This is a genomic window from Streptomyces sp. NPDC006134, assembly GCF_040628835.1.
In the GTDB taxonomy this organism is placed as follows: Bacteria; Actinomycetota; Actinomycetes; order Streptomycetales; family Streptomycetaceae; genus Streptomyces.
Genome location: NZ_JBEXTV010000006.1, coordinates 87,709 through 113,502, shown reverse-complemented (window position 1 = coordinate 113,502; position 25,794 = coordinate 87,709). Strand labels below are relative to the sequence as shown.

The 25,794-nt window shown below is 73.4% G+C and carries 24 protein-coding genes and 1 pseudogene; 13 read left to right on the top strand and 12 right to left on the bottom strand.

The genetic code is table 11. The features are described from left to right. Positions 1 to 39: 39 nt before the first annotated feature. Positions 40 to 999: a bile acid:sodium symporter family protein gene (locus ABZ340_RS05990; protein ID WP_358780523.1), complete on the top strand. Its 960-nt coding sequence runs from the start codon at positions 40 to 42 to the stop codon at positions 997 to 999. Between the two features lie 244 nt (positions 1,000 to 1,243). Here the strand turns inward: ABZ340_RS05990 and ABZ340_RS05985 are convergent. Both ABZ340_RS05985 and ABZ340_RS05980 read right to left on the bottom strand, forming a co-directional pair. Further along, a pseudogene (locus tag ABZ340_RS05985) lies at positions 1,244 to 1,485 on the bottom strand (PIG-L family deacetylase); the annotation flags it as partial. Between the two features lie 110 nt (positions 1,486 to 1,595). Then, positions 1,596 to 2,246, bottom strand: a complete 651-nt coding sequence (locus ABZ340_RS05980; RefSeq protein WP_358780522.1) for a GntR family transcriptional regulator — start codon at positions 2,244 to 2,246, stop codon at positions 1,596 to 1,598. A 190-nt stretch (positions 2,247 to 2,436) separates the two neighbouring features. Here ABZ340_RS05980 and ABZ340_RS05975 point away from each other — a divergent pair, with 190 nt between their 5' ends. From ABZ340_RS05975 to ABZ340_RS05965, 3 genes are all read left to right on the top strand, one after another. Beyond that, positions 2,437 to 2,784, top strand: a complete 348-nt coding sequence (locus tag ABZ340_RS05975) for a cupin domain-containing protein (RefSeq protein WP_358780557.1) — start codon at positions 2,437 to 2,439, stop codon at positions 2,782 to 2,784. A 69-nt stretch (positions 2,785 to 2,853) separates the two neighbouring features. Continuing rightward, positions 2,854 to 3,414, top strand: a complete 561-nt coding sequence (locus ABZ340_RS05970) for a GNAT family protein (RefSeq protein WP_358780521.1) — start codon at positions 2,854 to 2,856, stop codon at positions 3,412 to 3,414. Between the two features lie 332 nt (positions 3,415 to 3,746). After that, positions 3,747 to 4,904 carry a Gfo/Idh/MocA family oxidoreductase gene (locus tag ABZ340_RS05965; RefSeq protein WP_358780520.1) on the top strand — a complete coding sequence of 386 codons (1,158 nt, stop codon included), beginning with the start codon at positions 3,747 to 3,749 and terminating at the stop codon, positions 4,902 to 4,904. Between the two features lie 64 nt (positions 4,905 to 4,968). Here the strand turns inward: ABZ340_RS05965 and ABZ340_RS05960 are convergent, their stop codons facing one another. From ABZ340_RS05960 to ABZ340_RS05945, 4 genes are read right to left on the bottom strand one after another with little or no spacing between them, the layout of a single operon-like run. After that, entirely contained in the window at positions 4,969 to 5,871 is a 903-nt protein-coding gene (locus ABZ340_RS05960; RefSeq protein ID WP_358780519.1) for a sugar phosphate isomerase/epimerase, read from the bottom strand. 1 nt (position 5,872) lies between these two features. Beyond that, positions 5,873 to 6,820 (bottom strand): ATP-binding cassette domain-containing protein, encoded by a 948-nt coding sequence (locus ABZ340_RS05955; RefSeq protein WP_358780518.1) that lies wholly within the window; start codon positions 6,818 to 6,820, stop codon positions 5,873 to 5,875. Between the two features lie 6 nt (positions 6,821 to 6,826). Beyond that, positions 6,827 to 7,897, bottom strand: a complete 1,071-nt coding sequence (locus ABZ340_RS05950; RefSeq protein ID WP_358780517.1) for an ABC transporter permease — start codon at positions 7,895 to 7,897, stop codon at positions 6,827 to 6,829. After that, positions 7,894 to 8,994, bottom strand: a complete 1,101-nt coding sequence (locus tag ABZ340_RS05945; RefSeq protein ID WP_358780516.1) for a substrate-binding domain-containing protein — start codon at positions 8,992 to 8,994, stop codon at positions 7,894 to 7,896. Before ABZ340_RS05945 ends, ABZ340_RS05950 begins: the two co-directional genes overlap by 4 nt. Before the next feature lie 233 nt (positions 8,995 to 9,227). Here ABZ340_RS05945 and ABZ340_RS05940 point away from each other — a divergent pair, with 233 nt between their 5' ends. Genes ABZ340_RS05940 through iolD form a run of 3 tightly spaced genes read left to right on the top strand, consistent with a single transcriptional unit; the run spans position 9,228 to position 12,952 of the window. Continuing rightward, on the top strand, positions 9,228 to 10,133 hold the full coding sequence (locus tag ABZ340_RS05940) for a deoxyribose-phosphate aldolase (protein ID WP_358780515.1): 906 nt from the start codon (positions 9,228 to 9,230) through the stop codon (positions 10,131 to 10,133). Between the two features lie 48 nt (positions 10,134 to 10,181). Further along, complete coding sequence (gene iolB / locus ABZ340_RS05935; RefSeq protein WP_358780514.1) at positions 10,182 to 11,084, top strand: 5-deoxy-glucuronate isomerase; 903 nt, start codon at positions 10,182 to 10,184, stop codon at positions 11,082 to 11,084. Further along, on the top strand, positions 11,081 to 12,952 hold the full coding sequence (gene iolD / locus ABZ340_RS05930) for a 3D-(3,5/4)-trihydroxycyclohexane-1,2-dione acylhydrolase (decyclizing) (RefSeq protein WP_358780513.1): 1,872 nt from the start codon (positions 11,081 to 11,083) through the stop codon (positions 12,950 to 12,952). The genes iolB and iolD overlap by 4 nt, the downstream gene beginning before the upstream one ends. Before the next feature lie 95 nt (positions 12,953 to 13,047). Here iolD and ABZ340_RS05925 read toward each other — a convergent pair whose 3' ends face one another. From ABZ340_RS05925 to ABZ340_RS05915, 3 genes are all read right to left on the bottom strand, one after another. Beyond that, on the bottom strand, positions 13,048 to 13,962 hold the full coding sequence (locus tag ABZ340_RS05925; protein ID WP_358780512.1) for an alpha/beta hydrolase: 915 nt from the start codon (positions 13,960 to 13,962) through the stop codon (positions 13,048 to 13,050). Between the two features lie 40 nt (positions 13,963 to 14,002). After that, positions 14,003 to 14,977 carry an amidohydrolase family protein gene (locus tag ABZ340_RS05920; protein WP_358780511.1) on the bottom strand — a complete coding sequence of 325 codons (975 nt, stop codon included), beginning with the start codon at positions 14,975 to 14,977 and terminating at the stop codon, positions 14,003 to 14,005. Positions 14,978 to 15,100: 123 nt separating this feature from the next. Next, a complete protein-coding gene (locus ABZ340_RS05915) occupies positions 15,101 to 15,655 on the bottom strand; it encodes a quercetin 2,3-dioxygenase (protein WP_358780510.1) in 555 nt (184 codons plus the stop codon). A gap of 211 nt (positions 15,656 to 15,866) precedes the next feature. On the opposite strand from ABZ340_RS05915, the gene ABZ340_RS05910 reads away from it, so the two are divergent. Continuing rightward, the gene (locus ABZ340_RS05910; RefSeq protein WP_358780509.1) at positions 15,867 to 16,310 is read left to right on the top strand and encodes a MarR family winged helix-turn-helix transcriptional regulator; all 444 of its coding nucleotides are present in this window, start codon (positions 15,867 to 15,869) and stop codon (positions 16,308 to 16,310) included. A gap of 110 nt (positions 16,311 to 16,420) precedes the next feature. On the opposite strand, the gene ABZ340_RS05905 is transcribed toward ABZ340_RS05910, so the two are convergent. Next, positions 16,421 to 17,497 carry an RraA family protein gene (locus ABZ340_RS05905; RefSeq protein ID WP_358780508.1) on the bottom strand — a complete coding sequence of 359 codons (1,077 nt, stop codon included), beginning with the start codon at positions 17,495 to 17,497 and terminating at the stop codon, positions 16,421 to 16,423. Between the two features lie 516 nt (positions 17,498 to 18,013). Here ABZ340_RS05905 and ABZ340_RS05900 point away from each other — a divergent pair. The 3 genes from ABZ340_RS05900 to ABZ340_RS05890 all read left to right on the top strand — a co-directional run bounded on the left by ABZ340_RS05900 (position 18,014) and on the right by ABZ340_RS05890 (position 20,548). Then, positions 18,014 to 18,766 (top strand): SDR family oxidoreductase, encoded by a 753-nt coding sequence (locus tag ABZ340_RS05900; protein WP_358780507.1) that lies wholly within the window; start codon positions 18,014 to 18,016, stop codon positions 18,764 to 18,766. A 99-nt stretch (positions 18,767 to 18,865) separates the two neighbouring features. Further along, positions 18,866 to 19,417 (top strand): 2,4'-dihydroxyacetophenone dioxygenase family protein, encoded by a 552-nt coding sequence (locus ABZ340_RS05895; RefSeq protein ID WP_358780506.1) that lies wholly within the window; start codon positions 18,866 to 18,868, stop codon positions 19,415 to 19,417. 102 nt (positions 19,418 to 19,519) lie between these two features. Further along, a complete protein-coding gene (locus ABZ340_RS05890; RefSeq protein ID WP_358780505.1) occupies positions 19,520 to 20,548 on the top strand; it encodes a LysR family transcriptional regulator in 1,029 nt (342 codons plus the stop codon). Positions 20,549 to 20,626: 78 nt separating this feature from the next. Here the strand turns inward: ABZ340_RS05890 and ABZ340_RS05885 are convergent, their stop codons facing one another. Together ABZ340_RS05885 and ABZ340_RS05880 are read right to left on the bottom strand one after the other, a co-directional pair. Next, positions 20,627 to 22,066 (bottom strand): mandelate racemase/muconate lactonizing enzyme family protein, encoded by a 1,440-nt coding sequence (locus ABZ340_RS05885; RefSeq protein ID WP_358780504.1) that lies wholly within the window; start codon positions 22,064 to 22,066, stop codon positions 20,627 to 20,629. Between the two features lie 259 nt (positions 22,067 to 22,325). Then, positions 22,326 to 23,285, bottom strand: a complete 960-nt coding sequence (locus ABZ340_RS05880; protein WP_358780503.1) for a LysR family transcriptional regulator — start codon at positions 23,283 to 23,285, stop codon at positions 22,326 to 22,328. Positions 23,286 to 23,552: 267 nt separating this feature from the next. On the opposite strand from ABZ340_RS05880, the gene ABZ340_RS05875 reads away from it, so the two are divergent. Next, entirely contained in the window at positions 23,553 to 24,893 is a 1,341-nt protein-coding gene (locus ABZ340_RS05875) for an MFS transporter (RefSeq protein ID WP_358780502.1), read from the top strand. Between the two features lie 240 nt (positions 24,894 to 25,133). Then, positions 25,134 to 25,790: an RraA family protein gene (locus ABZ340_RS05870; protein ID WP_358780501.1), complete on the top strand. Its 657-nt coding sequence runs from the start codon at positions 25,134 to 25,136 to the stop codon at positions 25,788 to 25,790. Positions 25,791 to 25,794 lie beyond the last annotated feature (4 nt).

Below are 25,794 nucleotides of genomic sequence, written 5' to 3'. Positions count from 1 at the left end.
GTCTTGCGTCATCCCCGTGACCAGGCGTTACCTCGCACGGTGCGAACCGAACAACTCGAACACCATGGCCATGACGCCTCCGGCGATCGCTCCGCGCGGCGTGCCGTCACCCTCTTCCCGGTCCTCGTCCTCGTGGCCGGCGCCCTGGGGCTGCTGCTCCCGGGGACCTTCTCCGGCGGGAGCGAGGCGGTGCCGTACCTGCTGGGTGTCGTGATGTTCTGCATGGGCATCACCATGACCCCGCAGGACTTCCGCGGAGTCGCCCAACGGCCCTGGGCGGTGGCCCTCGGGCTGGTCGCGCACTACGTCATCATGCCGGGCCTGGGCTGGGCCGTCGCCCATCTGCTCCAGCTCCCGCCGCAGCTGGCCGCCGGCGTGATCCTCGTCGGCTGCGCCCCCAGCGGCACCGCCTCCAACGTGGTGACGTACCTGGCGCGCGGTGATGTCGCCCTGTCCGTCTCCGTCGCCACCGTCTCCACCCTTGTCGCCCCGCTGGTGACCCCGCCGCTGACGCTGCTGCTGGCCGGTGAGTACCTCCCGGTCGACGCCGGTTCGATGGTGACCGACATCCTCAAGACGGTGCTGCTGCCGGTGCTGGCGGGCCTCGTGGTCCGGCTCGTCGCGGGCCGGTGGGTGCAGCGGGCGCTGCCGGTGCTGCCGTGGCTGTCCGCGCTGACGATCGCCGTGATCGTGGCCGTGGTGGTGGCGGGCAGCGCCGACGCCATCAAGTCGGCCGCCGCGCTGGTCTTCGTCGCCGTCGTGCTGCACAACGGCCTGGGCCTGGCGCTGGGGTACGGCGCGGGGCGCGTCGCCCGGCTCGGCGAGCCGGCCAGCCGGGCCATGGCATTCGAGGTGGGCATGCAGAACTCCGGGCTCGCGGCCTCGCTGGCCACCGCCCACTTCAGTCCGCTGGCGGCGCTGCCGGCCGCGGTGTTCTCCGTCTGGCACAACGTCTCCGGCGCCCTGACGGCCGCCTGGCTGTCCCGCCGGGGGCGCTGAGGCGCAGGCCGCCCCGCGGACGAAGCCCCGCCGCCCCCTCCGTCTCCACGGGGAGGGCGGCGGGCCGCCTCTGTGGCGGTGAGGTCGCGCCGCCGGCCGCGGCTCGCGGCCGGCCCGGCCCGTCGCCCGCGCTCCTCCGCCGCCCGTCGCCCGCGTTCCTCCGCCACCCGTCGCCCGCGCCCCTCCGGCCCCCGCGTTCCCCACCGGGCGGGGAGGGCCTCCCGTGTCCTCGGCCGCCCGGCGGGGCGGCGGCCTTCTCGGCCTCCTCCCGGCGGATCGCCTTGATCTCCTCCAGCGTCCTCCCCTCGCGCCAGGCCCTGGCGGACTCGCCGCGCTTACCGAAGGTCAGGCACGCGATGGTGACCTTCTCCCCGCGTGCGGCGACCAGGGCGACGGCTCCGCCCGCCCGCCACAGAAGTCCCCCGCGTGCGCGGTGACCACGAGGGTGGACCGTGGGGCCGCGGCAGGCGCGTTGCCGTACGTCATGCTCACATCTCCTTGATGGACAGGTTCGCGCCCGCCTCCTCGCGATCCTCGGCGCACGGCGCACCGGTTCCGGCGCACGGCGCGTCGGCCCCGGCGTACGGCACGCCGGCTCAGCCGCGCAGCGCCTCGATCACGCAGGTGAGGTGGGCGCGGACGGCCGCCTCGGCTGCCTGCGGGTCCCTGGCCCGGATCGCCTCGATCACGGCCAGGTGCTCGTTCAGGGATTGCCGGGGACGCCCCGGGCGCAGCGCCAGCCGGAAGCGGTGGCGCACGAGCTGGGCGTCGAGCCGCTCCAGCAGTTCCACGGCCGTCCGCTGGCCGGAGAACTCCCGGATGCGGGTGTGCAGTTCGTGGTTGAGGTCGGAGTAGGCCAACGGCTCGCCGTCGGCCACCGCCTTGCTCATCGCCACGCCGAGTCCGGTCAGTTCGTCCAGCTGCTCGTCGCTGGCCGCGACGGCCGCCTTGGCCGCGCACAGTCCTTCGAGGGCCATGCGGCACTCGGTGATGGCGACCGCTTCCTCCGCGGTCACCACCCGCACCCGCGAGCCGCGGTTGCGGATCCGCTCGACCAGTCCCTGCGCCTCCAGATCGATCAGCGCGGCCCGGATGCCGGCCCGTGTCACACCGAACTGCTCGGCGAGTTCGTTCTCCACCAGCCGCTGGGCCGGTGCCATCTCGCCGCGCAGGATCGCCTGCCGCAGTCGCGCGAGCGCATGCTGTTTGGCCTGCTCTCCGGTGCCCGGACGGGCTTGTTCCGGCATGCGTGCCCTCCCTGGGTGAGTACCTGTCGCGCGTAAATCCAGCCAAACAAAATTGTCAACAATTTCGTCGACCACATTGCGCCGATGCGCCTTCCCGTACGCACGACGAAGTGTCCGGGCGCCCCGCCGGATTCGGCACAACCTGTCGCCCCCGCGGCGGCACTCCCCCGCCTAGGGTCGGGGCATGGACCTGGACCACAGCTTCGTTCTCCACATCCCCGACGCCGAGCTCGAACCCGAGCCCCTCGCCCCCGAGCAGATCGTGTCCGGGGCACCCGAGGTGACCGGCAAGGTGGTCTGGGAGTCGCCGGACGGCCGCCGGGTGCGCGGCGTCTGGCAGATCACGCCGGGCGTCGTCACCGACACCGAGGCCGACGAGCTGTTCGTCGTGATCAGCGGATCGGCCACCATCGAGGTCGAGGACGGCCCGACGCTGACGGTCGGCCCCGGCGACATGGCCGTCCTGCGCGAGGGCGACCGTACGACGTGGACGGTGCACGAGACGCTGCGGAAGGCGTACGCGATCGATCTCGGCTGACCCGGCCCGTCACCGTGAGAAGATCCCCCCGCGTTCCGCAGCGGTCCGACAACGTGGAGGGTCATCAACATGTACGCGATATCCCTGGGTGACGACGGCGCGGAACTGCGTCCGCTCGAACCGTGGCGGGCCGGGGAGTTCCTCGCCCACATCGACCGGGGACGGGACTTCATCGGGCGGTACGTCGGCCTGGCGGACGCCGTCACCGACCTGGAGTCGAGCCGCGCGTTCCTGCGGGCGTACGCGGAGAAGGCGGTGGCCGACACCGGGCGGATCCACGGCATCTGGGCGGACGGCGCACTGGTCGGCGGGGTCCTCTTCCGGACGATGGACCTCGCGCAGGGCACGGCCGAGGCGGGCTGCTGGCTGGAGCCGTCGGCGGTGGGCCGGGGACTGGTGACCCGGGCGGCGCGCCTCCTTATCGACTGGGCCGTCGAGGAACGGGGCGTGCACCGCGTGGAGTGGCTGGTCGCGGCGGAGAACGAGGCGAGCATCGCCGTGGCCCGGCGGCTCGGCATGCGCAAGGACGGCGTCCTGCGGGAGGGCTTCCTGTACCGCGGGAAGCGCTACGACATGGAGGTCTGGTCGGTGCTCGCGCCGGAGTGGCGGGCGGCCCGGGACGGGTCCTGACGGCGCGTTCCGCCGCGGCCCCGGTCGTCCGCCGGGTGTCCATGGCCCGGCGGGCCCGGGCCGGCTGCCGCGCCGTTCCCCGCCTCTCGCGAGGGGCGCACGACGCGGGTGGCCGAGGCATCGGCCGGCGTCCGGTGACCGGTCCGGGCCGGGCGGGGCAGGGCCCGGGGACGATCCGTGCCGGGCGGAGCCCGGGGCGCTCCCTGCCGGGCGGGGTCCGGGGGACGGCGGGCCGCGTGTGCGGGCCGTGGTCGTTGACGTGGCGGGAAACCGCGCCCAGGGTGGACCGGACAGACCGTGCCGGTGGACCGATCCGGAGGTGGTGGGTTCTCGTGGACGCGTTCGGTGTCGCCGTCGTCGGATTCGGCTGGATGGGCCGGGTCCACACCCGGGCCTACGCCCGGGTCCGCCACCACTACCCGCTCCTCCCCCTGCGCCCGGAACTGGTGACCGTCGCCGAGGAGGTGCCGGGGCGGGCCGAGGAGGCCGCCGCGCAGTTCGGGTTCGCCTCGGCGACCCGCGACTGGCGCGAGGTGGCCGCCGACCCGCGGGTACGGGCGGTCAGCGTCACCGCGCCGAACTTCCTGCACCGCGAGATCGGCGTGGCGATGGCCGAGGCCGGCAAGCACCTGTGGATCGAGAAACCGGTGGGCCTGGGCGTCGGGGACGCCCGCGCGGTGGCGGACGCGGTCGCGCGGGCCGGCGTCCAGGGCGCGGTCGGCTTCAACTACCGCAACGCGCCCGCGGTGGAGACGGCCCGTGACCTGATCGCCGCCGGGGAGATCGGCACCGTGACGCATGCGCGCATCCGCCTGTTCAGCGACTACGCCGCCCACCCGGAGTCCGCCCTGACGTGGCGTTACCGGCGGGAGCGCGGCGGCAGCGGGGTGCTCGGCGATCTGGCCTCGCACGGCGCCGACCTGGCCCGGTTCCTGCTCGGCGCCATCACGGCCGTGACCGCCGACACGGCGGTCTTCGTGCCCGAGCGGGCACGCCCGGCGGCGGCCACCGCCGGTCACGCCCGGGCCGCGGGCGGCGTGCCCGGCCCGGTCGAGAACGAGGACTACGTCGGCTGCCTGCTCCGCTTCGCCTCCGGCGCGCGCGGCGTGCTGGAGGCCTGCCGGGTCTCGGTCGGCGAGCAGAACACCTACGGCTTCGAGGTGCACGGCACCCGGGGCGCGGTGTTCTGGGACTTCCGCCGCATGAACGAACTGGGTGTCAGCCGGGGGACGGCCTACCAGGACCAGCCGGTCAGCACGGTGTTCGCCGGTCCGGGGGACGGCGAGTTCGCCGCCTTCCAGCCGGGCGCCGCCAACGCCATGGGCTACGACGACCTGAAGGTGATCGAGGCGTACCGCTTCCTGCGCTCCGTCGCGGAGGGCACCCCGTACGGGGCGACCCTGCGGGACGCCGTGCACAGCGCGGCCGTACTGGACGCGATGGCGCGGTCGGCGGAGCACGGCACGTGGGCCGCCGTGGAGCAGCCGTAGGCGTGGTGCCTCCGCCGGGGGTGTCCGGCAGGTGTGCGCGGGCCCGGGCCGCCCGCCCGGGCCGTCAGGCGCCGCAGGAGCGCAGGAACCGGCGGGTGCGCACCGCGATGGGCAGCGGCCGGTCCGGCTCGCAGGGGTACATGTCCTGTTCGACGATGGCGAAGAGGTCCACGCCCAGCCTCTGGGCGGCGGCCAGGACCGGGGCCAGGTCGGGCACCCCGGAGGGCGGTTCGCACATCACCCCGCGCTGCACGGCCGGCCCGAAGGGGATGCCGTTCGCCCGTACCTCGGCGAGGACCTCCGGGTCGACCTGCTTGAGGTGCAGGTAGCCGATGCGTTCGCCGTAGGTCTCGATCAGCTTGACGCTGTCGCCGCCGCAGTAGGCGTAGTGGCCGGTGTCCAGGCAGAGGCCGACCAGGCCGGGGTCGGTGGCGTCGAGGAAGCGGGTGACGTGCTCCTCGGTGTCGAGGTGGGTGTCGGCGTGCGGGTGGACGACGATGTCCAGGCCGTAGGTCTCCCTGACCCGCCGGCCGAGCCGTTCCATGCCCCGGGTGAGGTGGGTCCACTGCTCGCGCGTCAGCTCCGGCGGCTCCAGGATCTCGGCGGTCCTGTCGTCGCGCCAGAAGGACGGGATGACGACGAGGTGCCGCGCGCCCGTCGCCCGGGTGAGCGCGGCGACCTCGGCGACGTGCTCCCAGGTGGCGTCCCAGACGGCCGGGCCGCGGTGCAGGCCGGTGAAGACGGTGCCCGCCGACACCCGCAGGCCGCGCCGGGCCGTCTCGTCGGTGAGCCGGGCCGGGTCGGTGGGGAGGTAGCCGTAGGGGCCGAGTTCGATCCAGGCGTACCCGGCCTCGGCGACCTCGTCGAGGAAGCGCGGCCAGGGCACCTGCCGGGGGTCGTCGGGGAACCAGACGCCCCAGGAGTCGGGGGCGGAGCCGACGCGGATGCGGTCCAGGGCTGCGGGCATGTCAGGGCGTTCCTTCCAGCGGGGCGGCGGGGGGCGCGGGCGGCGGGCCGGTGAAGGGTGCGGACGGCGGACCCGCGGGGGGCGTGGCCGACGGGCCGGCGGAGGGCGTGGCCGGCTCCGGTTCCCGTTCTCGCGGCGGCTCCCCGGTGCCGGCGCCGGTGCCGCCGGTCCGCGCCAGCTCGTGCCGCAGGGCGGCGAGTTCGGCGCCGCCCGCCATGTGGTGGGTCAGGTCGTCGAGGGTGATCTCGCCGCGGGCGGCGGACAGTTCGGGGGTGCCCAGGCGCAGGACGTGGAAGTGGTCGCCGACCAGGAAGGCGTGGTGGGGGTTGTGGGTGACGAGGACGACGCCGAGGCCGCGGTCGCGGGCGGCGGCGATGTACTTGAGCACCACGCCGGACTGTCTGACGCCGAGGGCGGCGGTCGGCTCGTCGAGGACGAGGACGCGGGCGCCGAAGTGGACGGCGCGGGCGATGGCGACGCACTGGCGCTGGCCGCCGGAGAGGGTGCCGAGGGGCTGCTCCAGGTCGTCCAGGGCGATGCCCATGCGGCGCAGTTCCCCGTCGGCGGTCCGCTTCATGCGGGCGATGTCGAGGCGGCGCAGGGGCCAGGGGCCCCGGGTGAGTTCGGAGCCGAGGAAGAAGTTCCGCCACACCGGCATCAGCGGGACGGTCGCCAGGTCCTGGTGGACGGTGGCGATGCCCCGGTCGAGGGCCTCGCGCGGGGAGGCGAAGCGCACCGGCCGGCCGTCGACGAGGAGCTCGCCCTCGGTGTGCCGGTGCAGCCCCGAGATGATCTTGATGAGGGTGGACTTGCCGGCGCCGTTGTCGCCGAGCACGCAGGTCACCCGGCCCGGACGGACGGCGAGGTCGACGCCGTACAGGGCGCGCAGGGCGCCGTAGGACTTGCCGGCGCCGCGCAGTTCGACGACGGGCCGGTCACCCTCGGCCATGTGCGATCACCTCCGGGCCGCCGTACGGCGGACGTACAGGTTGACGAGGACGGCACCCAGCAGCATCGCGCCGAGGAAGGCCTTGAACCAGTCGGGGTTCCATCCGGCGTAGACGATGCCCTGGTTCACCATGCCGAACATGAAGGCGCCGAAGACGGGGCCGACGGCGGAACCCTGTCCGCCGGTCAGCAGGCAGCCGCCGATCACCGCCGCGGCGATGTAGACGAGCTCCTGGCCGACTCCTTCGCCGGACTGCACGGTGCGGAAGGAGAACAGCTGGTGCATGCCGGCGAACCAGGCGCCGAAGCCGACCAGCATGAACAGCGAGATCTTGGTGAAGGTCACGGGGACGCCGGCCGCGCGGGCGCTGTCCCGGTCGCCGCCGACCGCGAAGACCCAGTTGCCGTACTTGGTGCGCAGCAGCACCCAGGTGGCGAGCGCGGCGAAGACCAGCCACCACACCACCGTGATCTTCACCTGGACGCCGCCGATGCCGAAGGAGGACGCGAAGACGGCCCTGGCCTGGCCGAAGCCGTCCATGTCGCCGATGTCGTCGGTCGCGACGTTTCCGGTGACGAGCTTGGTGACGGCGAGGTTGGCGCCCTGCAGGATCAGGAAGGTGCCGAGGGTGACGAGGAAGCTGGGCAGCCCCGTGCGCACCAGCAGCCAGCCGTTGAACGCGCCGACGGAGAGGGAGACGAGCAGGGCGGCGATCACGCCCGTCCAGACGTTGAGGGTGAGCTGGTAGCAGAGCATGCTCGCGGTCAGCGCCGAGGTGACGACGGCGACGCCGGCGGAGAGGTCGAACTCGCCGCCGATCATCAGCAGGGCGACGGGCAGCGCCATGATCCCGATGGTGGACGACTGGTAGAGAACGGTCGCCATCGAGCCGCCCTGGCGGACCGCGGGGGCGGCGATCAGGAAGAAGACGAACACCGCGAGCGCGCCGAGGAACACGCCGGTCTCGGGCCGGGTGAGCAGCCGCAGCGCCAGGGGGCGCCGGGCGGTCCGCCCATCCGCGGACCCGGTGCCGGGTGTCCGCGGCGCGCTCGCCGCCGGTGCGGCCCCGCTCGTCACCGGGTGCCCTTCGCGGCGTGGCGGGCGATCCGCTCGACGTTGGTCTTGTCGACGAAGGCGGGGCCGGTCAGCACCGGCTGCTCGCCGCCGCCGCTGTGGTTGCCGTTGTGTTCGTAGAGCCACAGGCCGTCGACGGCCAGGTAGCCCTGGAGGTAGGGCTGCTGGTCGACGGCGAACTCGACGTCGCCCCGCCGGATGGCGCCGGTCAGCTCCTTGTCGAGGTCGAAGGTGGCGACCTTCGCCCTGCCGCCGGTCTCGGCCGCCGCCCGCACCGCGGCCCTCGCGAAGGGCGCGCCGAGGGTGACGACGTGGTCGACGGCGCCGTCCTGCGTCAGCTTGGCGGTGACGGCCGACTGCACGGACGGCATGTCGGCGCCGTTGACGTAGAGGTTCTCGACCGAGCCGGAGAAGGTCTTCTTCAGGCCGTCGCAGCGCTGGGTGAGGCCGACGTTGCCCTGCTCGTGGATCACGCAGACGGCCTTCTCGGCGCCGACCTCGTCGAGCTTCCTGCCGAACGCCTCGCCCGCCACGGACTCGTCCTGCCCGAAGAACCCCAGCAGGCCCATCCGCTTCCAGTCGCTCAGGCCGGAGTTGAGGCCGACGACGGGGATGCCCGCCCGCCGGGCCTCGGCCACCACGCCGGCGAGGGCGTCCGGCTTGGCGAGGGTGACCGCGATGCCGTCGACCTTCCGGTCGACGGCGTTGCGCACCAGGGTGGCCTGGTTGCCCGCGTTGGGGTCGGCGGAGTAGACCAGCTCGACGTTGCCCTTGGCGGCGGCCGCCTCGGCGCCCTTGCGGACGATGTCCCAGAAGGTGTCCCCGGGCGCCTGGTGGGTGATCAGGGCGACCGTCATGCGCGGGCCGGCCGCCTTGCCGGCGGAGGCGTCCGGCCCGTCCTCCTCGGCCTTCTTGCCGCCGGAGCCGCTGGAGCAGGCGGCGAGGGCCAGGGCCGCCGCGGCGGCGGCCAGGGCGACGGCGGGGGCGGTGCGGCGGGAGCGTGCGGGAGCCGTACGGCGGGAGCGGGCGAGGGCGGGGCGGCGGAAACGGGAGCGGGCGGAGGCGGGGCGGCGGGAGCGGGCGGGAGAAGAGCGGTCCATCTTTCCTGCACCTCACTGTGCGAAGGGAGAAGGGGCCGGGGATCCGCGGTGCGCTGGCTGGGGATACAAGTCCTCGGCACGCCCCCTGTCAAGGCTTTGTCAGGACATCAAAGCGCCTGCAGGTCCGAATGTCAGAACAAAGCATTGACAGGGTCGGCTCTCCGGACCTACACCTGGAGCGTGCGTCGGGGCGATCCCCACCCCTCCCGGACCGGCGTCGAACGGAGCCCGTCGTGAGCATCGGCATCCCCGACCTGACCGCGGTCAGGGCCCGGCACCCGGAGGCGATCGCCGAGGCGGCCGGGCGCCGGGTGCGGCGCCCGCTGCTCGGCGCCGGCGGGCGCCTGATGATCGTGGCCGCCGACCATCCGGCGCGCGGCGCCCTCGGTGTCGGCGACCGCCGCCTGGCCATGGCCAACCGGGCGGACCTGCTGGAACGCCTGTGCACCGCGCTGTCCCGCCCCGGCGTCGACGGGGTGCTGGCCACCGCGGACGTCCTGGAGGACCTGCTGCTGCTCGGCGTCCTGGACGGCAAGGTCGTCATGGGCTCGATGAACCGCGGCGGCCTCGCCGGGGCCGCCTTCGAGCTGGACGACCGCTTCACCGGCCACCGCGCGAAGGACCTCGCCCGGCTCCGTTTCGACGCGGGAAAGCTGCTGCTGCGCATCGACTACGACGACCCCGGCTCGCCGGCCACCCTGGAGTCCGCCGCCCGCGCGGTCGATGCGATGGCCGCCCGCCGGCTGCCGGTGTTCGTCGAGCCGTTCCTGTGCCGCCGGAGCGAGGGCCGCCTCCGCACCGACCTGTCCGCGGAGGCGGTCACCCGCTCCATCGCCATCGCCTCGGGCCTGGGCGGCACCTCCGCCTACACCTGGCTGAAACTGCCCGTCACCCGCGACCCCGACGACATGGCGGAGGTCCTGGAGACCTCCACACTGCCCGCGGTCCTGCTCGGCGGCGACGTCGGCGGCACGGGCGGCTCCGACGGTGCGGGCGACGCCCGAGAGGCCGTCTACGAGCGCTGGCGCAAGGCGCTGCGGCTGCCCACCGTGCGGGGACTGGTCGCCGGCCGGTCGCTGCTCTACCCGGCCCGGGGCACTGTGGAAGAGGCGGTCGACACGGCCGTCGGCCTGCTGTGACCGGCCCCGCGGCGGGCGGTCCGGCCCGCCCGTGACCAGGAGGCACCGATGACCACCAGTCCGTACCACCTTCCCGCCGGCCGGGCCGCCGCCGGCCCGTACGCCGTGGACGTCTCCCCCGAGACGGCCGGCTGGGGCCACAGCGGCCTGCGCGTCCTGCGCCTGCCGCCCGGCGGCACGCACTCCTTCGGCACCGGCGACAGCGAGTGGATCGTCCTGCCGCTGAGCGGCGGCTGCACGGTCACCGCCGACGACGACTTCGGCAGCGGCACCTTCCCCCTCGCCGGCCGCACCGGCGTGTTCGACGCCGTCAGCGACTTCGCGTACGTCCCGCGCGACGCCCGCGCCACCCTCCACTCCCCCGGCGGCGGGCGGTTCGCGCTCGCCGGCGCCCGCTGCACCCGCCGCCTGCCCGCCCGCCACGTCCCGGCCTCGGCCGTCCCCGTGGAGCTGCGCGGCACCGGCGCCTGCTCCCGCCAGGTCAACAACTTCGCCGCGGCGGACGTCTTCGCCTGCGACAAGCTGATCGCGGTGGAGGTGATCACCCCGGGCGGCAACTGGTCGTCGTTCCCGCCGCACAAGCACGACGAGCACCGCCCCGGCGAGGAGTCCGTCCTGGAGGAGATCTACTACTTCGAGTTCGCCGCCCACGACGGCATCCCCGGCCTCGGCTACCAGCGGGTCTCCCCGTCCGGGCGAGGCCGCGGCACGGACGTCCTGGCCGAGGTGCGCGACGGGGACGTCGTGCTGATCCCCGACGGCTGGCACGGGCCGTCGATGGCGGTGCCCGGCCACCACATGTACTACCTCAACGTCATGGCGGGCCCGGACCCCGACCGCGCCTGGCTGATCCGCGACCACCCCGACCACGCCTGGGTCCGCGCCACCTGGCCGGACCGGCCGGTCGACCCCCGCCTGCCCCTCTACACCGCACCCGAGAGGTCCGCATGAGCGCTCCCACCCTCCGCCTGACCACCGCCCAGGCCCTGGTGCGGTTCCTGTCCGCCCAGTACACCGAGCGGGACGGGGTACGGCGCCGCCTGATCGCCGGGGTCTGGGGCATCTTCGGCCACGGCAACGTGGCCGGCATCGGCCAGGCGCTCGTCGAGCACGGCGAGGCCCTGCCGTACCACCAGGGCCGCAACGAGCAGGCCATGGTGCACGCGGCCGTCGGCTACGCCCGCCACCTGGACCGCCTGTCCGCGCAGGCCGTGACGACGTCGATCGGCCCGGGCGCCACCAACCTCGTCACCGGCGCCGCCCTCGCCACCGTCAACCGCCTGCCGGTCCTGCTCCTGCCCGGCGACTCCTTCGCCACCCGCCCCTGCGACCCACTGCTCCAGCAGCTCGAACACCCCCTCGCGGCCGACGTGTCCGTCAACGACACCCTGCGCCCGGTCTCCCGCTTCTTCGACCGGATCACCCGCCCCGAGGCCCTGATCCCCTCCGCGCTGAACGCCATGCGCGTGCTCGCCGACCCCGCCGAGACCGGCGCCGTCACCCTCGCCCTCCCCCAGGACGTGCAGGCGGAGGCGTACGACTGGCCGGCGCAGTTCTTCACCCGGCGCGTCTGGCCGGTGCGGCGGCCCGCGCCCGACCCGGCGGAGCTGGCCGGGGCCGTCCGGACGATCCGGGCCGCCCGGCGCCCCCTGATCGTCGCGGGCGGCGGCGTCCACCACAGCGAGGCCGAGACCGCGCTGAAGGCGCTGGCCGACGCCACCGGCATCCCGGTCGCCTCCACCCAGGCCGGCAAGGGCTCCCTGCGCCACGACCACCCCGCCGACCTCGGCGGCATCGGCCACACGGGCACCGCCGTCGCCGACGACCTGGCCCGCACCGCCGATCTGGTGATCGGCGTCGGCACCCGCTTCACCGACTTCACCACCGCCTCCGGCACCCTCTTCCAGCACCCGGACGTCCGCTTCCTCAACCTCAACATCACCGCCTTCGACGCCCACAAGCTCGCCGCGCGCACCCTGGTCTGCGACGCGCGGGCCGGGCTCGCGGCCCTGGCGGAGGCGCTCGCCGGCCACCGGGTGGACGCGGCGTACGAGGCGGAGTACCGCGCCGGGAAGGAGCGCTGGGAGCGGGTCGTCGAGACGGCCTTCCACGCCGCCGACGACAGCGCCGTACCGACGCAGACGCAGGTGCTCGGCGCGCTGGACGCGGTGGTGGGCGACGAGGACGTGGTGATCAACGCGGCCGGTTCGCTCCCCGGCGACCTGCACAAGCTGTGGCGGGCCCGCTCCCCGCGCCAGTACCACCTGGAGTACGGCTACTCCTGCATGGGCTACGAGATCCCGGCCGCGCTCGGCGTGCAGCAGGCCGCCCCCGGCACGCCCGTGTGGGCGCTGGTCGGCGACGGCACGTACCTGATGATGCCGACGGAGATCGTCACCGCCGTGCAGGAGAACCTGCCGGTGAAGATGGTCCTGGTCCAGAACCACGGCTACGCCTCCATCGGCGGCCTGTCGGAGGCGGTGGGCGCCGAACGCTTCGGCACCGCCTACCACCACCGCGCCCCCGACGGCACCTTCACCGCCACCCCGCTCCCCGTCGACCTGGCCGCCAACGCCGCCAGCCTCGGCATGGAGGTGCTGCGCGCCAAGACCGTGGGCGAGCTGCGCGAGGCGCTGGCCGCGGCCCGCGCCGCCGGCCGCCCGGTCTGCGTGTACGTGGAGACCGACCCGGCGCCGGCCGCTCCCCCGCCCCAGGCGTGGTGGGACGTGCCGGTGGCGGAGGTGTCCGCCCGCGAGAGCGCCGCGGCGGCCCGCGCACGGTACGACGAGCAGGCCGCCGCCCGCCGCCGCCACCTGTGAGGGCCGGGGCGGGCCGGCGCCCCCGGCTTTCGGCCGCGCCGGAGGCCGGGTCCGGCGCGCGGCCCCTCCGGGTCCCGGTGGCGCGCCGCCGTCCGCTACCCCGCGGTGTCCGGTGCCGCGCGGCGCGCCGCCACGGTGCGCGCGAGGTCCTGCGCCACCACGGTGCGCGCGAAGTCCAGGGTCGCGGTGAAGCACCGCTCCACGTCCTCCTCCGCGGCCCCGGTCCACAGGTGGTCGGCTCCGGGGACGGACCGGAAGTCCGCCTCCGCGCCCGCCGCCCGCAGCGCCGCGGCCAGGGCCTCCCCCTGGGCGGCGGGGATGATCGTGTCCTCGGCCCCGTGCAGGATCAGGAAGGGCGGCGCACCGGCGGCCACCCGGGCGACGGGGCTCGCGGCGCGGGCGCGTTCGGGGACGTCGGCGGCGGGGGCGCCGAGGAGCATCGCCTCGGGGGTGTGCGGCGGCGCGGCGGTGAGGTCGGTGGCGCCGTACCAGACGACGCAGCCGCGGACGGCCGGGCCGGCGGTGAGGGCGAGCAGGGCGGCGAGGTGCCCGCCCGCGGACTCGCCCCACACGGCCACGCGGTCCGCGTCCAGGCCGAGTTCGGCGCGGCGGGCGCGCAGCCAGGCCAGCACCTCGGTGAGGTCGTCCAGCTGGGCGGGGAAGACGGCCTCGCCGCTGAGCCGGTAGTCGGGGCAGACGACGGCGAATCCGGCCTCGGCCAGCCGGGCGAAGGGGTGCGGCCGCCAGGTACGGAAGCGCGGGCCCGCGTCGTCGCGCAGGCCGGTGCGCCAGGCGCCGCCGTGGACGAAGACGACCACGGGCAGCGGGCCGCCGGCCGGTTCCTCGGGGAGCCACAGGTCGAGCTCCAGGGGGCGGCTGCCGTCGCGGACGGCGTACGGGACGCCCCGCAGCAGCCGTACGCCGTCGGCAGGACGCGCGGCGGGCGGCAACGGCAGGGCCGCGGGGTCGGGCGGGGCGAGGAACGCGGCGAGGTCGGGGTGCGGGGGCACGGGGAGCTCCTCGGAAGGTCGGCCGGCGGGGCGGCGGCGGTCAGGAGGCGAGGCGGCGGGGCAGCAGGCGGCGGGCGTTGGCCGTCGTCAGGGACTGCCAGGTGGCGCCCTCCACCGGCACGGGGGCGGCGGTGACGGAGGCGATGTGGGCGTCGACGCCGTGCGCCGGGGTCCAGCAGTAGTCGCTGCCGTACAGCAGCCGGCCGGGGTCGACGAGGCCGAGCAGCGCGGGCACCTGGCGGGGGAAGGCGGGGCCGGCCATGTCGTAGTGCAGGCGGCGCAGTTGCTCCACCGCGTCGGGGGCGCCGGCACCCTCCTGCGCCAGGAAGAGCTTCATGAAGCCGTTGATGCGGTCGGCGAGCACGGGCAGGGCTCCGCCGCAGTGCGGGACGATCACCTCCAGGCCCGGGTGGCGTTCGAGGGTGCCCGCCATCAGCAGGTCGGTGACGGTGCGGGCGGTGTCGAAGACGAACTCGACCATCGGGCGCGGCCGTCCGAGGGCGGACCGCTCCCAGCAGACGGGCGAGGTGGGGTGCAGGAAGACGACGGCGCGGCGGCGGCCGAGTTCGGCGAAGACCGGCTCCAGGCGCTCGTCGCCCAGGTACACGCCGTGGGTGTTGGTCTCCAGCACCACGCCGTCCGCGCCGAGTTCGTCGAAGGCGTACGCGATCTCCGTCAGGGCGCCGTCGACGTCGGGCAGCGGGAGGGAGGCGAAGAAGCCGAAGCGGCCGGGGTGGTCGGCAACGGCGCGGGCGGCGTCCTCGTTCACCTCGCGGGCCAGGCGCCGGGCCGCGGCGTCGTCGCCGAAGTGCACGCCGGGCGAGGAGACGGACAGGAACGAGGTGGTGATGCCGTTGCGGTCCATCAGCTCCAGGTGCGCCTTCGCGGACCAGGTGGGCCAGACGGGCACGCCGTCGGGCAGCTCGTGGCCGGCGGCCCGCGCCTGCCGGACGTAGGAGTCGGTGACGAAGTGGGCGTGGACGTCGACGAAGCCGGGCGTCTCGGGCACGGTCATGGGAGATTCCTTCCTCGGGGAGCGTGGTCCGCGTCGGTGTCGGGGGGCGCGCCGGCCGCGCGGCCGGATGCGGCGCGGCCGGCGGGGGCCCCGGCGGGCGGGGCCCCTGCGGGCGGCGCCGGATCAGCCCTGCGTGCGCCACTGGTGGTCGGGCAGGAAGGTCACGTCGTACTGCTGCGGCACGGTGGCGAACTTCTGCGGGTCGGGCACGTACGGCTGCTGCGGCAGGCCGAGTTCCTCGGTGGGCGTGCCGAGGGTCTCGAAGAACCGCTCGAAGGTGCCGCCGGGACCGGCGGCGACGCCGACGACCTGGCTGTGGTGACGCTCGATGCGGTAGGCGTGCGGGCAGTTCTTCGGCACGAATCCGAAGTCGCCGGCGGTGAGCAGCCTCTCCTGCTGCTCGCCCTCCAGGTCCTCCACGAACAGCCGGACGGCGCCCTGCGTGATGAAGAAGACCTCGTAGGTGTCCGGGTGGGAGTGGGCCGGGATGATGTTGCCCTTGGGGCCCTCGACGGTGAAGAAGTTGAAGGTGTTCTCCGTCTGCGGGCCGCCCGCGTAGATCGTGACCAGGTCGGTGAAGAGGTGGGCGCGGTCGCCCAGGCCCTTCTCGATGAAGTACGGCTTGCCCGGTTCGGCGGGGATGTGGGAGTGGGAGCGCCGGGCGAATTCGATGGTCATGGGGAACCTCCGACAGAGCTGCGTCAGGTAACCTGACTTTTGGTGGCTGTCAGGCTACCTGACGATCAGCGGAAGGCAACCCCTCGGCCGGGGCGAAGATGCCGGGGCGAAGATGCCGGGACGAAGATGCCGGGACGAAGGTTCCGGAACGAAGGTCGGCGGACCGCCGGGAGCCCACCCGTATGCTCGTGACCGAGGAATCCGAGGAGCCATGACCGATCCCGCACCGAACCTGCCCCTGCTGCTGGCCGGCGCCAAGCGCTGGTTCGACGACGCGCTCGTGGCGAGCATGCGGGCGGCCGGCGAGCAGCCGCTGACCAGCGCTCAGGGCCAGGTGTTCGCCTTCCTGGACGCGGAGGGCACCACGGTCGCCGAGCTGGCGCGCCGCCTCGGCGTCACCCGGCAGACGGCGCACCAGGCCGTGCACGGCCTGCTCGCCCTGGGCCTGCTGGAGCAGGTCCCGGACCCCGCCTCGGCGCGCAACCGACTGATCCGCATCACGGCGGAGGGCGCCCGGGTGCATCGCCGCGCCCAGGCGACCCTCGCCGTCATCGAGGGCGTCCTCGCCGACCGCATCGGCACGGAGGAGGCCGCCGCGCTGCGCCGCGCGCTGACCCTGCCACGCGGGGAGCCGCCGGTGGTCGACGCGCCCTGAGCGAGACGGCCCGGCCCGAGCGGGACCGGACCGGACGGCCCGGCCCGAGCGTGACCGGACCGGACGGCCCGGCCGAAGCCGGGCCCCCGCAGCCGTCACGGCGCCCGCGCTCAGCCGGCGGCGTCGATGATCTCCTGGACGCGCTCCGCGGGCACCGGCAGATCGTTCTTGTTCTCCTGCAGCCAGCCGCGGAAGTCGTCCTTGATCGCCTGGTCCACCTCGTCCCAGCCCTTGTCGACCTGCCCGGAGGTGTACGTGCCCTCGCGGAGCCGCTGCTTGACGAACAGGTCGCGCAGCAGGGTCACCTCCGCCTCCTCCACGATGTCCTCGACGAGGTGGGCCGGGATGAAGACGATCCCCTCCCGCTTGGCCAGCACGACGTCGCCGGGCAGGACGACCGCCTCGCCGATGCGGATGTGGGTGTTGACGCCGGTCAGCATCATCTGCTGGATGTAGGAGGGGTGCCAGTCACGGACGAAGGCGTTGAACCCCTTGATGTCGTCGAGCTCCTCCAGGTCGCGCAGCGATCCGTCGAAGACGACGCCCGTGTGCGTCCTGGAGTGGATCTCCTCGCCCAGGTTGCCGCCGATGAGCGTGCCGTCCTGGACCTTGCCGAAGCCGTCGGCGACGTAGACGTCGCCGTCGCGGAGCAGGGCGATGGGCCAGGTGTTCATCTGGCCCTCGTGCCCCGCCTTGTGACCGTCCCCGGTCAGCCGTTTCTCCAGGTCCGGGCTGCTCGGCATGTACTGGGCCGTCAGCGCGCGCCCGATGACCGTCCGGTCCGCGTGGATCGTCTTCCACTCCCCCGCGAACTGGTTGTGGTAACCGCGCTCGCGCAGCGCGCCCCAGGCCTGCTCGACCGACATGATCCTCATGCGCTTCAGGAGGCCGTCGGAGACCTTGGGGCGGCCGTCCGGGTAACGCGCGCCCTTCCACTCCGCGGTGAGGTACTCGACCTCCTTCTTCGAGGCGACCACGTTCCGGACATGGCTGCCCTCGGCCGGCACCGCGGGCCCGCCGGACGCGGCCGCCCGCTGCTCGCCGACTGCTTGGTCCGCGGCCCGGGCGACGGCCTCGCGGGGTGCCGCCGGCCGGGTGGCCGCCTCGCCCGGTGTCGCCGACCGGGCGGCGGGGGCCAGGGCGGAGAACGTCAGGCTCCCGGCCAGAAGAACGGATCCGCACGCCACCGAAAGCGCTGCTTTTCTTTTCACCATCGATCCCCTCGATTCCCTCCGCGTTCCTGCCGGTTCCCGGCCGTTCCCGTCCATTCCCACCGTCGAAACCGCGCGGGAATGAGCGCGTACAGCGGGCCGGCGGGTCCGCCCGGATGTCCGCCGTTCTCGCGCCGGTCCGCGGCCGTACCGGGGACGACCGCCTCGTACGCGGCCGACGCGGGCGGGAAACGACGGAAAAGATAGGGCGGGCCGCCCCTCGCGTGAACCGCGTACGGCGAATACCGCGATGCGAACAACGAATGACGGGCGCGCACCCCGGCACACCTCCGGAAATCCCGGAACCTCACCGCCCGCACCGCCACACGAGTGGCGGACGGGGTGAAGAAAAGACCGGAAGGAAAGGCCGGGGCGACAGGTGGGGCGTTTTCGAATGACGGTCATCCTCGTCGCGCATGATCGATGGTCCCTCCCGCCGGCGGCGGTTCAATCGCCTCATCACGTCGAACACCCGCGCAGAGAGGGATGGCTGTGAGCGAGGAGAACGGAGCGGTTCCCGCCGGGAGGAGCGCGGACGCCCCCGCTTCCCGTACGGCGGTGGTGATCGGCGGGACCAGCGGGATCGGCGCGGCCGTCGCGGAGCGGTTCGCCGCGTCCGGGACGGCGGTGATCGCCGCGGGGCTGAAGGCGCCGCGTCCGGAGCGCGGCCCGGTCCCGGGCGTCCGCACGGTCGAACTCGATCTGACCCGCGGCGACGAACTGGAGCGGTTCATCGGGAGCCTGCCGCGGCTCGACGTGCTGGTGAACGCCGCCGGGGCGATCGCCCGCGGCGAGGAGTACGATCCCGCCGTTTTCGCCCGGGTCGTCGAGATCAACCTCACCGGCACGATGCGCGCCTGCGTCGCCGCCCGCGCCCTGCTGCGCGACGCGGGCGGCTGCATCGTCAACGTCGCCTCCATGCTCAGTTTCTTCGGCGGCCCGAGGGTGCCCGCGTACACGTCCAGCAAGGGCGGTGTCTCCCAGCTCACCAAGGCGCTCGCGGTGGCCTGGGCGGCGGAGGGGATCCGCGTCAACGCCGTGGCCCCCGGCTGGATCCGCACGCCGCTGACCGCGGAGCTGTACGACGACCCCGCGACGGCCCGGCCGATCATCGAGCGCACGCCGATGCGGCGCTGGGGCGACCCCGCCGACGTCGCGGGGGCCGTGGCCTTCCTGTGCGGCCCGGACGCCGCGTTCGTCACGGGCGCCGTGCTTCCGGTCGACGGCGGCTATCTGGCCGCGTGACACCGGCGTCTCGGGCGGTCGGCGGCGAAGCCCGGCCATCGAACCGGAAGACCGCAAGACCGCAAGACGAGAAAGAGGAGAGACGATGGAGGAGAAACCATGACGCAGCCCCAGCCCCAGCCCGAGATGCAGGCACAGACCGGGACTCAGGCCCAGACCCACGGTCCCGTGATTCCCCTGTCCTCGGTCGTCCCGGAGGAGATCGCCGTCGCCGCCGTGCCCGACGACGAGCGGGTGTGGGTGCCCCAGGCGCCGAACGTCTGGTTCCGGCCACTGATGTTCAACACGGTGACCGGCCAGTGGTGCAACCTGCTGAAGGTCACCGCCGCCGGCATCGTCTCCCGCCACCGCCACCCCGGAGTCGTCTTCGGCTACGTGATCAAGGGCAAGTGGCACTACCACGAGCACGACTGGGTCGCGGAGACCGGGCACTTCGTCTACGAGCCGCCGGGCGAGATCCACACCCTCGCGGTTCCGGACGACTGCCCCGAGATGATCACCTTCTTCAACATCAGCGGCGCGATGGCCTACGTCGACGACAACGGCGTGCAGACCGGCTACGAGGACACCTTCACCAAGATCGACATGTGCCGCAGGCACTACGAACGGGTGGGCCTCGGGGCCGACTACGTCGACCGGTTCGTGCGCTGACACACGACATACCGGCCGGCACGGGCGACATACCGGCCAGTACGGAAAGCGCTTGCCGATCCACGCTGTAGGCTCCGGAGCCCTGTCGAGGGAAGGGAGCCCATGGACATCCGGAACCTTCATCACTATCGGATCGACTGGATCGTGAGCTTTGTCGCGGTGGCGCACCACGGCGGCTTCTCGGCCGCGGCCAAGGCGCTCTACCGCTCGCAGCCGCGCGTCAGCAGCCATGTCGCCGAACTGGAACGGCTGCTCGGTACGCGGCTGCTCGACCGCTCGGTGCAGCCCGCGGTGCTCACCCCGGAGGGCCGCGGGCTGCTGCCGCACGCCGAGGAGATCCTGCGACGGCTGGGCATGCTCGCCGACCTGGCCGGGGGCACCGTACGCGGGGAGGTCCGCCTCGGCGCCTACCCCAGCGCCGCCTCCTACCTCTATCCCCTCGCCGTCCGCGCCCTGCGGACGGCGCATCCGCATGTGCGGCTCGTGCTGCGCGAGGGCCCCAGCGTGGACCTGGGCGCGGACCTCGTCGAGGGCGCCGTGGACCTGGCCGTCCGCCCCCTGCACCCGCTCGTCAACTCCGACAAGGTCGTCAGCCGGGTGCTGTGGCGGGAACCGCTCGTGGCGGTCTTCCGGGAGAACCATCCGCTGGCCCGCGCCGCATCCGTACGGCTCTCACAGATCGCGGCGCTGCCGGTGGTCAGCATCGGGGAGAGCGGTGAGGGACACGGGCGCCAGTACGAGACCAACCTCGCCTTCGCCACCGCCGGGCTCAATCCGACCATCGTCGCCCAGACCAACCAGCCGCAGACCCTGATCTCCCTGGTGCGCCACGGGATGGGGGCGGGGGTGACCAACAGCCTCGCCATGACGACGGCCAACACCGAGGGGGTGGCGCTGGTACCGATCGCCGACCCGGACTGCGAACGGGTGGTGGCGCTGTGGCATCGCTCCGCCGGGGTCGTCTCACCGGCGGTGACGGCGGTGCACCGGACGATCACCGCGCTGCCGGCGCCCGTCTGGCCGTGGACGGAGCAGGAGCCGCACCCGCACCCGCACTCGCACTCGCACTCGCACTCGCAGCCACAGCCACAGTCACAGTCACAGTCACGCGCGGACGCGCCGGACGGATGAGGCATCCGTCCGGCGCATCCCTCCACCGGGCCGGGACCGGACCGGGACCGGGCCCGCCCCGGTCCCACCCCGCCCTGCTCAGCTCCAGGTCCGGTCCCAGGCCTCCTTCTTGTTCCACTCCGGCGTCGGGGCGAACAGCTTCTCGCCCTTGGCCAGGTGCTTCGCCATCTCCTTCTCGTCCAGTTCGATGCCGAGCCCGGGCGCGTCGGTCAGGTGGTACCAGCCCTTGTCCATCAGCGGCTTGTCGCCCTTGACCAGGTCGTTCCAGAACGGCACGTCGGTGGCGTGGTACTCCAGGCACACGAAGCTCTCGGTGGCGGCCGCGATGTGGGCGCTGGCCATCGCGCCGATCGGCGACCCCGCGTAGTGCAGCGGCATCGGCTTGCCGTGCTCCCGGCCGTAGTCGCCGATGCGCTTGGTCTCCAGGATGCCGCCGGCGGTGGCCGGGTCGGGCTGGATCAGGTCGACCGCGTTCTTGTCGATGAGCGGCTTGAAGGCCTCCAGGCCGTAGATGTCCTCACCGGTCATCGTCGGGACGTTGACCTTCTCGGTGATCTCCTTCCAGTGGTCGGTGTAGAACCACGGCACCAGGTCCTCCAGCCAGGCGAGGTTGTAGCGCTCGAAGCGGTTGGCCAGCCGGACGGCGGTGTTGACGTCGAAGTGGCCGGTGTGGTCCATGCCCAGCGGGATGTCGTAGCCGATGGCGTCCCGGACCGCCTCGACGTACTCGGCCATCTTCTCCAGGCCGACGTCGGACAACTGCACCATGGTGAAGGGGTGTTCGGTCTGGCCGTAGCCACCGGGCGTCCCGTCGTACTGTTCCAGCTTGCCGTCCCAGTAGCTCTTGCCGATGACCGCGCCGGGGACGTCGGCGACGAGCTCCAGGCCCAGGTCCATCTTGAGGAAGGTGAACCCCTGGTCGACCCGCGCCTTCATGCGCTGGGCGTACTCCTTCGGGTCCTTGGACTCCGTGGTGTCGGTGTAGAGGCGGATCTTCGTGCGGTACGCGCCTCCGAGCAGCTGGTAGACGGGCACCCCGTACGCCTTGCCCGCCAGGTCCCACAGGGCCATCTCGACGCCGGACACTCCTCCGCCGCGCCGTCCGTGCCCGCCGAACTGCTTGATGCGGCGGAACAGCATCTCGACGTTGCACGGGTTCTCCCCGAGCAGCCGGCTCTTGAGCTGGAGCGCGTACCGCTTGTCCGCGTCGTCGCGCACCTCGCCGTACCCGGAGATCCCCTGGTTGGTGTCGATGCGCACGATCGGGCTGGTGAACGGGACCCCGTCGAGGACGGCGATCCGCATGTCGGTGATCTTCAACTGGGACGGCTTGGAGGCGCGCCCCACCTTCTGGGACACATAGGCGACCTGCTCCTCGACCGGGGCGAAGGCCATGGCCCCCAGGCTCAGTCCGCCGACGCCCAGCGCCGCCGCCTTCAGCATGTCGCGGCGGCTGCGGGCGGGCTTGCGGTCCTGCGGGGTCTCCGGCCGGGCCGGGTCGTGCGCGGCGTTGGACATGATTCTTCTCCTCCAGGGGACGTGAGCGGAAAAGAGAAAGGGAGAGACAGAGAGGTAAAGGGAGGCAAAGGGAGAGAAAGAAAGAAGGGCGAAGGAAGGATGCGGGGCGCCGGCGGGAAGCCCGGTACGGGGTCGGCACGCGCCGCCGCGGGGTGATCACCATAAGGCCTGCGGCGCGCGTCGACTCGCCTGCTGCGAAAGCGACTTGCTTATAAGCGAATGCGGAACCCGAATAACATTCCGCGGCCTGCCCCCTTCGTCATCCACCCGGCGGCGGGTCCTCGGAGGGGGACAGGGGCTGCGTCCCGTCGGGGGCCGGCGCCGCGACGATCTCCCGCATGAGGGTGCGGGCGGCCGGGGTGAGGGGGCGGGTGGAGTCCCAGTGGACCGCCACCCGGCGCCCGCAGGGCGCGTCGAGCCGGCGGACCCGGACGCCCCGGGTGTCCGCGGTGGACACCGCCAACTGGTTGGTGACGCCCACCCCGAGGTGACTGCGGACCAGGCAGACCAAGGTCTGCGGCTGGTTGGTCGCCTGCACGGCCTCCGGCTCGAAGCCGTGCTCGCGAAACGCCTTGTACGTCTCGAAACCCAGCGCCTCGGGCGCCCCCAGCCGTCCGATGGTGATGAGCGGATACGCCGCCACGGCCGCCATCGGCAGCGGGTCGGGCAGCTCGGCGAGCGGGTGGTCCGGCGGGTGTACCACCGACAGCGACTCCCGCCACAGCGGGCGGTGCAGCACCGACGGCGCGGCCGGCGGCGCCATCGGCCGCAGGCACAGGTCGACTTCACCGCTGGTCAGCGCGGCGTCGAGCTCCAGTGTCGAGCGCTCGACGAGCACCACCTTGATGGCCGGTCTGCTGCGCGCCAGGTGTTCCAGCAGCCCCGGCACGAACGCGGCGCTCGCACTGGGATAGCTGCCGAGCGTCACCACGCCGCGTGCCGATCCGCGCCGGGCGGCCATCGCCTCCTCGGCGCTGCCGAGCTGGCGCAGAATGGTCCGCGCGTGCTCGGCCAGCACCGCGCCGGCCTCCGTGAGTTCGACCGGCCGCTTGCTCCGGTCGAACAGCGGAACGCCCGCTTCGCGTTCCAGCGCGGCCACGTGCATGCTCACCCGTGGCTGCGAGCGGTGCACGGCCTCGGCCGCCGCGCTGAAACTCCCCGTGTCGATGACGCCGAGGAACGACACGAACCATTCGATACGAACTTCCGGTCGCAACATGCCTCTTGCTCTAACTCCCCGTGCCCTTCGCAACAAGGCCCGGCCGGTGACGCGAATGAGGCGGGATCAGTTTTCCGAATAGCCCTATACGGGTTCCGTTCTTAACGCGGCCTCGGGAGAGCTCCTAGGCTCGGGGCAACGCCCGGGCCGCCCGCGGAGTGTCCGTCCCCGCCTTCGCCTGCCCAGCACCGTCTCCGCCCGTCCGGTCCCGCCGCTCTCCCCGTCCGCTCGTGTGCACGGACGACGCACACGCTTTGAGGAGCCCGCATGACCTCATCCGCCAATGTCCCCGGCGCGCCCGCGGGGCGGGTCAGATGGACCATGATCTGGCTCGCCTTCGGCGCCGTCACGATCAACTACCTGGACCGCGCCAACCTCGGCGTGGCCCTGCCGTACATGACCGAGGACCTCGACCTGTCCAAGACCTCCACGGGTCTCCTGATGGGCGCCTTCTTCTGGACGTACGCGGCCTTCCTGCCCGGGGCGGGCTGGCTGGTCGACCGGTTCGGGCCACGCCGGATGATGGCCTTCGCCGTCGCCGCCTGGTCCATCGCGACGATGCTGGTCGGCGCGGCCACCGGCTTCCTGGTCCTCCTGCTGCTCCGGCTGCTGCTCGGTGCCGTGGAGTCACCCGCGTACCCGTCCAGTTCGAAGATCGTCTCCCGCTGGTTCCCCGCGCGGGAACGGGCGATGGCCGCGTCCATCTTCGACAGCGGCGGCCGGGCCGGCACGGCCTTCGCGCTGCCGGTGGTCGCCGCGGTCATCGCGGTGCTCGGCTGGCGCGGCTCGTTCGTCGCGGCGGGTGTGCTCGGCCTGCTCTACAGCGCGGTGTGGCTGAAGTTCTACCGTGACCCCGAGACGCATCCGGGTCTGACCCGGCAGGAGCACGACTACATCCGGGACGGCGGCTCCGCCGTCGAGGGCTCCGGTGCCGAGCCCATGCCCTGGCTGCACCTGTTCCGGTACCGCACCGTCTGGGGCATGCTCCTCGGCTTCTTCTGCCTCTCCTTCGTGCTCTACTTCTTCATCACCTGGTTCCCGTCCTATCTGGTCGACGAGCGCGGCTTCGACCTGCTGAAGCTCGGCTTCCTCGGCATGCTGCCCGCCCTGCTGGCCATCCCCGCCCAGTGGTTCGGCGGCTGGCTCCAGATCCGGCTGGTCACCAACGGCCGCAGCGTGACCTACGCCCGCAAGGTGCCGCTGGTGTCCGGGCTGGTCCTGTCCTCGGTGATCGTGTTCGCCGGGGTGGTGGAGAGCGCGGCGCTCGCCCTCGCGCTGCTCGCCCTCTCCCAGAGCGCGCTGTGCTTCGCCGCCTCCAGCCTGTGGGCGCTGCCCGCCGACATCGCCCCCGCGCCGGGCAACGTCGCCTCACTCGCCGGCATCCAGGGCCTGGCCTCCAACGCGGCCGGCTTCGTCAGCCCGCTCGTCGTGGGCATGCTGCTGGACGGCTTCGGCGGCTCGTACGTCGTCCCGCTCGCGGTCGCCGGCGGCATGGCCCTGCTCGGCGCCCTGATCTACGGCCTGATGATCCGCAGCTTCGCCCCTCTGGGCACCGCGGGCGGCACCACCACCCCGGCCCGGCCCGCGCCGGACACCAGCCCGGCCTGACCGGCCCGCCCGGGACCGGTACGGAACCCGGCCTGCCGACCCATCCGACCTGTCCGACCTATCCGGCCCGTCCGCCCCTGCCAGCCCGTACCAACCGTCCTGCCCCTCCGGACCATCCGGCTCGCCCGGCCCGTCCGGACCGGCGCACCGGCGGGACCAGGCGGGCCCCGCCCCGGGCCCCGCCGCTCCCACCGCTCCCCCCACCACCCCCTCCCACCGACCACCCCAGGAGGTTCCCGCATGACCACCTACTCCGAGGAAACACTCAAGGCCTACCGGTCCGTCACCACCGCCTCCGTCGCGGACGCCGTCGAGCAGCACGGTGCCCGTGGCTACCTCTCCGGATCGATCGGCCAGATCGCGCCGGGGGCCGGCACCCTGGCCGGACCCGCGGTGACCGTGCGGGAGACTCCGGCGGCGGAGGCCGAACCGCCCGTCCACGCTCTGCAGGCCATCGACGAGTCACCGGCCGGCAGCGTGGTCTGCATCGACGCGGGCGGCGCCGACGTGGCCGTGTGGGGCGGTCTGATGACGGCGGGCGCCGTCGCCCGCGGCATGGCGGGCTGCGTCCTGGACGGCGGGGTCCGCGACGTCACCGAGATCCGCCGGGACTTCCCGGACTTCCCCGTGTACGCCCGCAGCAGCGTCCCCGCGACCACGCTGGGCCGCTACCGCACCGTGTCCCTCAACGAGCCGGTCGTCGTGGGCGAGGTGACCGTACGGCCCGGCGATCTGATCGTGGCCGACCGCGACGGAGTGGTCCGCGTCCCCCGCGAGCTCGTCGACGAGGTGCTGCGCACCGCCCTGGAGATCGAGGAACGGGAGAAGGAGCAGACACGGTACATCCTCGAGTCGGGGTCGCTGCGCGCCGGACTCGCCCGGCACAACAGGATCTGACCCG

Bases quoted from the DNA above. Each gene is read 5' to 3' on its own strand.
- ABZ340_RS05890 (WP_358780505.1), top strand. From the start codon at position 19,520: ATGGACATCCGGAACCTTCATCACTATCGGATCGACTGGATCGTGAGC.
- ABZ340_RS05920 (WP_358780511.1), bottom strand. From the start codon at position 14,977: ATGACCGTGCCCGAGACGCCCGGCTTCGTCGACGTCCACGCCCACTTC.
- ABZ340_RS05870 (WP_358780501.1), top strand. From the start codon at position 25,134: ATGACCACCTACTCCGAGGAAACACTCAAGGCCTACCGGTCCGTCACC.
- ABZ340_RS05945 (WP_358780516.1), bottom strand. From the start codon at position 8,994: ATGGACCGCTCTTCTCCCGCCCGCTCCCGCCGCCCCGCCTCCGCCCGC.
- ABZ340_RS05955 (WP_358780518.1), bottom strand. From the start codon at position 6,820: ATGGCCGAGGGTGACCGGCCCGTCGTCGAACTGCGCGGCGCCGGCAAG.
- ABZ340_RS05885 (WP_358780504.1), bottom strand. From the start codon at position 22,066: ATGTCCAACGCCGCGCACGACCCGGCCCGGCCGGAGACCCCGCAGGAC.
- ABZ340_RS05875 (WP_358780502.1), top strand. From the start codon at position 23,553: ATGACCTCATCCGCCAATGTCCCCGGCGCGCCCGCGGGGCGGGTCAGA.
- ABZ340_RS05980 (WP_358780522.1), bottom strand. From the start codon at position 2,246: ATGCCGGAACAAGCCCGTCCGGGCACCGGAGAGCAGGCCAAACAGCAT.
- ABZ340_RS05910 (WP_358780509.1), top strand. From the start codon at position 15,867: ATGACCGATCCCGCACCGAACCTGCCCCTGCTGCTGGCCGGCGCCAAG.
- iolB (WP_358780514.1), top strand. From the start codon at position 10,182: ATGACCACCAGTCCGTACCACCTTCCCGCCGGCCGGGCCGCCGCCGGC.
- ABZ340_RS05915 (WP_358780510.1), bottom strand. From the start codon at position 15,655: ATGACCATCGAATTCGCCCGGCGCTCCCACTCCCACATCCCCGCCGAA.
- ABZ340_RS05895 (WP_358780506.1), top strand. From the start codon at position 18,866: ATGACGCAGCCCCAGCCCCAGCCCGAGATGCAGGCACAGACCGGGACT.
- ABZ340_RS05970 (WP_358780521.1), top strand. From the start codon at position 2,854: ATGTACGCGATATCCCTGGGTGACGACGGCGCGGAACTGCGTCCGCTC.
- ABZ340_RS05880 (WP_358780503.1), bottom strand. From the start codon at position 23,285: ATGTTGCGACCGGAAGTTCGTATCGAATGGTTCGTGTCGTTCCTCGGC.
- iolD (WP_358780513.1), top strand. From the start codon at position 11,081: ATGAGCGCTCCCACCCTCCGCCTGACCACCGCCCAGGCCCTGGTGCGG.
- ABZ340_RS05960 (WP_358780519.1), bottom strand. From the start codon at position 5,871: ATGCCCGCAGCCCTGGACCGCATCCGCGTCGGCTCCGCCCCCGACTCC.